Annotated in this window: 3 protein-coding genes; 2 read left to right on the top strand and 1 reads right to left on the bottom strand. The window is 60.1% G+C overall.

Annotated features, from left to right (window positions below):
* The first annotated feature begins 177 nt into the window (after positions 1 to 177).
* Both guaB and guaA read left to right on the top strand, forming a co-directional pair.
* On the top strand, positions 178 to 1,647 hold the full coding sequence (guaB, locus tag BM70_RS0104375) for an IMP dehydrogenase (protein ID WP_010207937.1): 1,470 nt from the start codon (positions 178 to 180) through the stop codon (positions 1,645 to 1,647).
* Positions 1,648 to 1,727: 80 nt separating this feature from the next.
* Complete coding sequence (guaA, locus tag BM70_RS0104370; protein ID WP_016971976.1) at positions 1,728 to 3,305, top strand: glutamine-hydrolyzing GMP synthase; 1,578 nt, start codon at positions 1,728 to 1,730, stop codon at positions 3,303 to 3,305.
* A 129-nt stretch (positions 3,306 to 3,434) separates the two neighbouring features.
* Here guaA and BM70_RS0104365 read toward each other — a convergent pair whose 3' ends face one another.
* On the bottom strand, positions 3,435 to 5,738 hold the full coding sequence (locus BM70_RS0104365; RefSeq protein ID WP_025854864.1) for an autotransporter outer membrane beta-barrel domain-containing protein: 2,304 nt from the start codon (positions 5,736 to 5,738) through the stop codon (positions 3,435 to 3,437).
* Positions 5,739 to 6,000 lie beyond the last annotated feature (262 nt).

Genomic DNA, 6,000 nt, shown 5'->3' with positions numbered 1-6,000 from the left:
GGCGCCCAATGGTCGAGCGCCAGGCTCAAGGGCCTCATCGCCGGCAAGCCGGCTCCCGCAGTGGCTGTTTTTCTCCATCTATCAGTATTACCAAGTTTGTCAGAGTTTTACATTGAGCCTGACAGGGTGCATGTATATAATGGCGCGCTTCCATTTTCCCGCTCGGGAGCCCCCGCGATGCTGCGTATCAGCCAAGAAGCTCTGACATTCGACGACATTCTCCTAGTGCCCGGTTATTCCGAGGTGCTTCCTAACGAAGTCAGTCTCAAGACCCGCCTAACCCGTGGCATCGAGCTGAATATTCCCCTGGTTTCCGCTGCCATGGACACCGTCACCGAAGCCCGTCTGGCCATCGCCATGGCTCAGGAAGGCGGCATCGGCATCATCCACAAGAACATGACCATCGAGCAGCAAGCTGCCGAAGTCCGCAAGGTCAAGCGTTACGAAGCCGGTGTGGTGAAAGATCCAATCACCATCGAAGCCGACGCCACCGTGCGTGACCTGTTCGACCTGACCCGCCTGCACAACATCTCCGGCGTTCCGGTACTGCACGATGGCGACCTGGTCGGCATCGTCACTTCCCGTGACGTGCGTTTCGAGAACCGTCTTGAAGTCACCGTCCGCGAAGTGATGACGCCGAAAGAGCGCCTGGTCACTGTCAAGGAAGGCGCCGACAAGAACGATGTGCGCGAACTGCTGCACAAGCACCGCATCGAGCGCGTGCTGATCGTCGACGACAAATTCGCCCTCAAAGGCATGATGACCGTCAACGACATCGAAAAAGCCAAGGCCTACCCGCTGGCCAGCAAGGATGACCAAGGTCGTCTGCGCGTTGGCGCTGCGGTCGGTACCGGTAAAGACACCGGCGACCGCGTTTCGGCCCTGGTCGCTGCCGGTGTTGACGTGGTGGTGGTCGACACTGCCCACGGTCACTCCAAAGGCGTGATCGATCGCGTACGTTGGGTCAAGCAGAACTTCCCTGAAGTACAAGTGATCGGCGGCAACATCGCCACCGGCGCTGCCGCCAAGGCCCTGGCCGAAGCTGGCGCCGACGCAGTCAAGGTCGGTATCGGCCCTGGCTCGATCTGCACCACGCGTATCGTCGCCGGTGTCGGCGTGCCGCAAATCAGCGCCATCGCCAACGTCGCCGCTGCCCTTGAAGGCACTGGCGTACCGTTGATCGCCGACGGCGGCATCCGTTTCTCCGGTGACCTGTCCAAGGCCATCGTAGCCGGTGCCTCCTGCGTGATGATGGGCTCGATGTTCGCCGGTACCGAAGAAGCGCCAGGCGAGATCGAACTGTTCCAGGGCCGTTCCTACAAGGCTTACCGTGGCATGGGTTCGCTGGGCGCCATGTCCCAGGCGCAAGGCTCTTCCGACCGTTACTTCCAGGACTCCTCGGCAGGCGCCGAGAAGCTCGTCCCGGAAGGCATCGAAGGCCGTGTGCCGTACAAAGGCACCCTGAGCGCGATCATCCATCAACTGATGGGCGGCCTGCGTTCCTCGATGGGCTACACCGGCAGCGCCGACATCGAAGAAATGCGCACCAAGCCAGAGTTCGTACGGATCACCGGCGCCGGCATGGCTGAATCCCATGTCCACGACGTGCAGATCACCAAGGAAGCGCCAAACTACCGCGTAGGTTGAGGCTTCCAGCAAAATGTTAAGTAACCGGGGCTGTTCTTCAGCCCCGAGTTGTTTCTGATTCATTAGACGAGACTGACTTCATGGCCCTCGACATTCACGCCCACCGTATCCTGATCCTCGATTTCGGTTCCCAGTACACCCAGCTGATCGCCCGTCGCGTGCGTGAAATCGGCGTGTACTGCGAACTGCATCCGTTCGACATGGACGACGAAGCGATCCGCGAATTCGCACCGAAAGGCGTCATCCTCGCCGGTGGCCCAGAGTCCGTGCACGAAGCCAACAGCCCACGCTGCCCGCAAGCCGTATTCGACCTGGGCGTACCGGTCTTCGGCATCTGCTACGGCATGCAGACCATGGCCGAGCAACTGGGCGGCAAGGTTGAAGGTTCCGAGCTGCGTGAATTCGGTTATGCCCGTGTAGACGTGGTCGGCAAGAGCCGCCTGCTGGACGGCATCGAAGATCACGTCGACGCCGACGGCCTGTTCGGCCTCGACGTGTGGATGAGCCACGGTGACAAGGTCACCAGGATGCCGGAAGACTTCCATATCCTGGCCAGCACCCCGAGCTGCCCGATCGCCGGCATGTTCAGTGACGAGCGTCGTTACTACGGCGTGCAGTTCCACCCGGAAGTGACCCACACCAAGCAAGGCGGGCGCATCCTGTCGCGCTTCATCCTCGACATCTGCGAGTGTGAAGCCCTGTGGACCCCATCGAAGATCGCTGAAGACGCCATCGCCCAGGTGCGCGCCCAGGTCGGCACCGACAACGTATTGCTCGGCCTGTCCGGCGGCGTTGACTCCTCCGTGGTTGCTGCGCTGCTGCACAAAGCCATTGGCGACCAACTGACCTGCGTCTTCGTCGACAACGGCCTGCTGCGCTTGCACGAAGGCGAGCAAGTGATGGCCATGTTCGCCGAGAACATGGGCGTCAAGGTGATCCGCGCCAACGCCGAGGACCAGTTCCTCAACAACCTGGCCGGCGAGTCCGACCCGGAGAAGAAGCGCAAGATCATCGGCCGCACCTTCATCGACGTATTCGATGCCCAGTCCAGCAAACTGGACAACATCAAGTACCTCGCCCAAGGCACTATCTACCCCGACGTGATCGAGTCGGCCGGTGCCAAGAGCGGCAAGGCCCACGTGATCAAGTCCCACCACAACGTGGGTGGCCTGCCTGAGGAAATGAACCTCAAGCTGGTAGAACCGCTGCGCGAACTGTTCAAGGACGAAGTCCGCCGTCTGGGCCTGGAACTCGGCCTGCCGTACGACATGGTCTACCGCCACCCATTCCCGGGCCCGGGCCTGGGCGTGCGGATCCTCGGTGAAGTGAAGAAGGAATACGCCGACCTGCTGCGTCGCGCCGACCACATCTTCATCGAAGAACTGCGCAAGGCCGACTGGTACCACAAAGTCAGCCAGGCATTCGTGGTGTTCCAACCGGTGAAATCCGTTGGCGTCGTAGGCGATGGCCGTCGCTACGCGTGGGTCGTTGCCCTGCGTGCCGTAGAAACCATCGACTTCATGACCGCCCGCTGGGCACACCTGCCGTACGAACTGCTGGAAACTGTCAGCGGCCGTATCATCAATGAGATCGAAGGTATTTCGCGCGTGACGTATGACGTGTCGAGCAAGCCGCCGGCGACCATTGAGTGGGAGTGATCCCGCAGTGCTGCACGAAAGAACCGGCTTAGGCCGTTTTTTTCATGCCCACGCTAGTACTGGATGCCATTAGCCTGAGACAACAAAGCCCGCATTGGCGGGCTTTGTTGTCTCAGGCGAAGACGTTGATCAGAAGTCGTAACGCACGTTCGCAGTGAAGGTGTCAGCGTCGAAACCGCTGCTGGTCAGGTAGGTGTATGTCCCGCCCACGCTCCACGCGCCCACGCGGTAGTTGGCGCCCAGTCCCAGCTCGTAGCTGTCGCGCGCCGGTGTTGCGCCTGTGGTGGTGAACGGGGTACCGCCGAGCACGAAGGTGGAGGTGGTGCCAGCTTTGTCGCCGATGAAATCGTGCCAGGCCATCAGCTTGGCTTCCGGTTCAAAGCTGCCCATACCTACGTCAAAAGCGGCCGCCAGGCGAGCGCCCAGGCCCATTTCGCCGATTTCATAGCGCTGGCTGCCGACGTTGAGGGCGGCTGAGCTGCCTTTTTCACGGTACGAATCAATCGATACATTGGCATAGCGCGCACCGACTTGTGGTTCCAACAGCCACTGTTTGTCGAGTTGGAACGTGTAGCCGGCCAGCGCGTTAACGCCGAAGATCTCACTGTCGTAGTCGGCCTTGGCGCGGGTGCCGGCGATGTAGCGTTTGGATTCGTTGTCGTTCCAGCCGTACATCAGCGAGGTGTCGACAAAGAAGTTGTCACGCGCCCAGTTGCCGTACAGGGTCAGTGCATGGCCGCTGACGTCGGTTTTGTTGCCCTGGTCGGTTTTCACGTCGCTGGTCAGGTAGCTGTAAGCCAGGCCCACGGTGGTATCGGCATTGACCTTGCCGTCGGCTCCCACGGCGATGCCGTTGGTGTTGGCGTCATAGCCGTCGATACCGTGGCGGCTGTCCTGGTTGGCATCGCTGGACAGTGCCTGCAGCCATACGCCTTGCCCGGCCAGCACATCACCGGAGGACAGGCCGCTACGCGCTTTGCTGGCGCGGCGGTTGACGGTACTTGCAACCAGGTTTTGGCTGCTGGTGGCTGCGTTGATCGCGCCACGGCTGACGTCGGGGGTCAGGCTTTCGGCCAGTTTGGCCAGTTCTTCGCTGGAGGCGGCGTTGGCGAATTGCTGGAATACCGGGTCACTTTCGTCCAGTTGGCCCATGAGTGTGTTCTTGAATGGCTTGATGGCGCTCACCGCGTTGCGCGAGCCACGGGCGCTCATCAGGTCTTGCGTGATCACCTCATCACTGCGGGTGGCAACCAGTGCTTTCACGTCCTGGCCTTCAATGCCGAAGTTCCTCACCTCAAGCAGCGCCGAGGAGGAAACCACGGACAGGTTCTGCGGGTCTTCCCAGGTGCCAGAGTTGATCAGGGTGTAGCGCGTGCCCTGGGCCGACGTGCGGAAGTCATCGGAGCGCGCCTGCAGTTCGATCTGGCTGCCTGCAGAGAAGAAGGTATTGCCGGTGACTTTCAGGATCGGCGTGTTGGGCAGTGTATTGTTGTCCAGCAGCAGGCGCAGGCGCGCAGTGGCGCTGTCCATGTCGAGGTCCCCCACAATCGTAGTCTGCGGGCGAAGCAGCGTCAGGCGGCCACCGTCGATATCGACGTAACTGGCGCGGATGGTCGAGCCATCGAACAGCGCGTCCCCTCGCACCAGTACACCACTCAGGCCCAGCACGTCACCCTTGACCTGGCCACCCTCCCAGTAGAAATACGAACGTGGGGCATTGTCGTCCGCCAGAATGGCTGCGGTGCCGCCTTCGATCAGGCCACCTGTCTGCCTGATAGAGAGGCTGTCGGAACCGACGGAGGTGTCGAGACTGCGAAAGCGGATACCGACCCCATCAGCGGAGATAGTCCCGCTGTTGTTGATATCACTCTGGAAGGGAGCGCCTGTCATCTGACCCGTAAAGCGTGCGTTCTCGATGTCGATACCCACAGAGTCGATGCCATGCGCGGTGATAGTCCCCGAGTTATTGATGCGCGCCTGGGTCGAGGTGATCAGCATGCCTTCGGCATTGGCGCCTGTCACAGTGATGTTGCCGTTGTTGTTCACTTCACCAGCGATCTTTGCCAGATACAGGTCCAGCCCGACGACGGCGTTACCGCTCACTGTAATGTCGCCATTATTTACCAAGTCGCCACCGACGTTGGAATTGAGGGTCATGGCGATACCGGACGGGAAGTCGGTGGGGGTCGCAGCCGTCAGGTTGATTTTGCCCTGGTTGACCAGGTTGCCCGCCAGGGTCACGTTGGTCAGCTCTACACCTGCGTTTTGCGATGTCCCGGTGAAGGTGGCGTTATTGAATACGTCACCGGAGCTGCTGTATGCCCCTGTGCTCAGGTCGTGGTTCAAGTCGGGGGCGGGTACGGCATATGCTGTCGCAGTAGCAGTCGCGACGGACAGCGCCAACAAAGAGCGGCGCAGGTGGGAAATATTCAAGGCAGTATCCTTACAGGGCAGAAACTGACAGGGAACAACCCACGCGTCAGCGTCTGTTTTAGGCATCCCTGCCAGCTTGTCAGTGAATTGCTGATTCAAGCGCGTGGGAATCTACACGATGCCTGTAGGACAATTCATCATAAAAAGGATAAGTGACGAAAAAAATCTAATAAATGCGACGTTACCGTTATTTTTCGCGGTGTTACGGGGGTAATTGAGCAACAAATTAAACTTTTAGGCAGTGGTTGTGGTCGCGCTAGAA

The organism is Pseudomonas sp. CHM02, assembly GCF_000612585.1.
GTDB lineage: Bacteria > Pseudomonadota > Gammaproteobacteria > Pseudomonadales > Pseudomonadaceae > Aquipseudomonas.
Note: the sequence above shows the minus strand (reverse complement) of the source record. Positions and strands in the feature narration are given on the sequence as shown.

Bases quoted from the DNA above. Each gene is read 5' to 3' on its own strand.
- guaB (WP_010207937.1), top strand. From the start codon at position 178: ATGCTGCGTATCAGCCAAGAAGCTCTGACATTCGACGACATTCTCCTA.
- guaA (WP_016971976.1), top strand. From the start codon at position 1,728: ATGGCCCTCGACATTCACGCCCACCGTATCCTGATCCTCGATTTCGGT.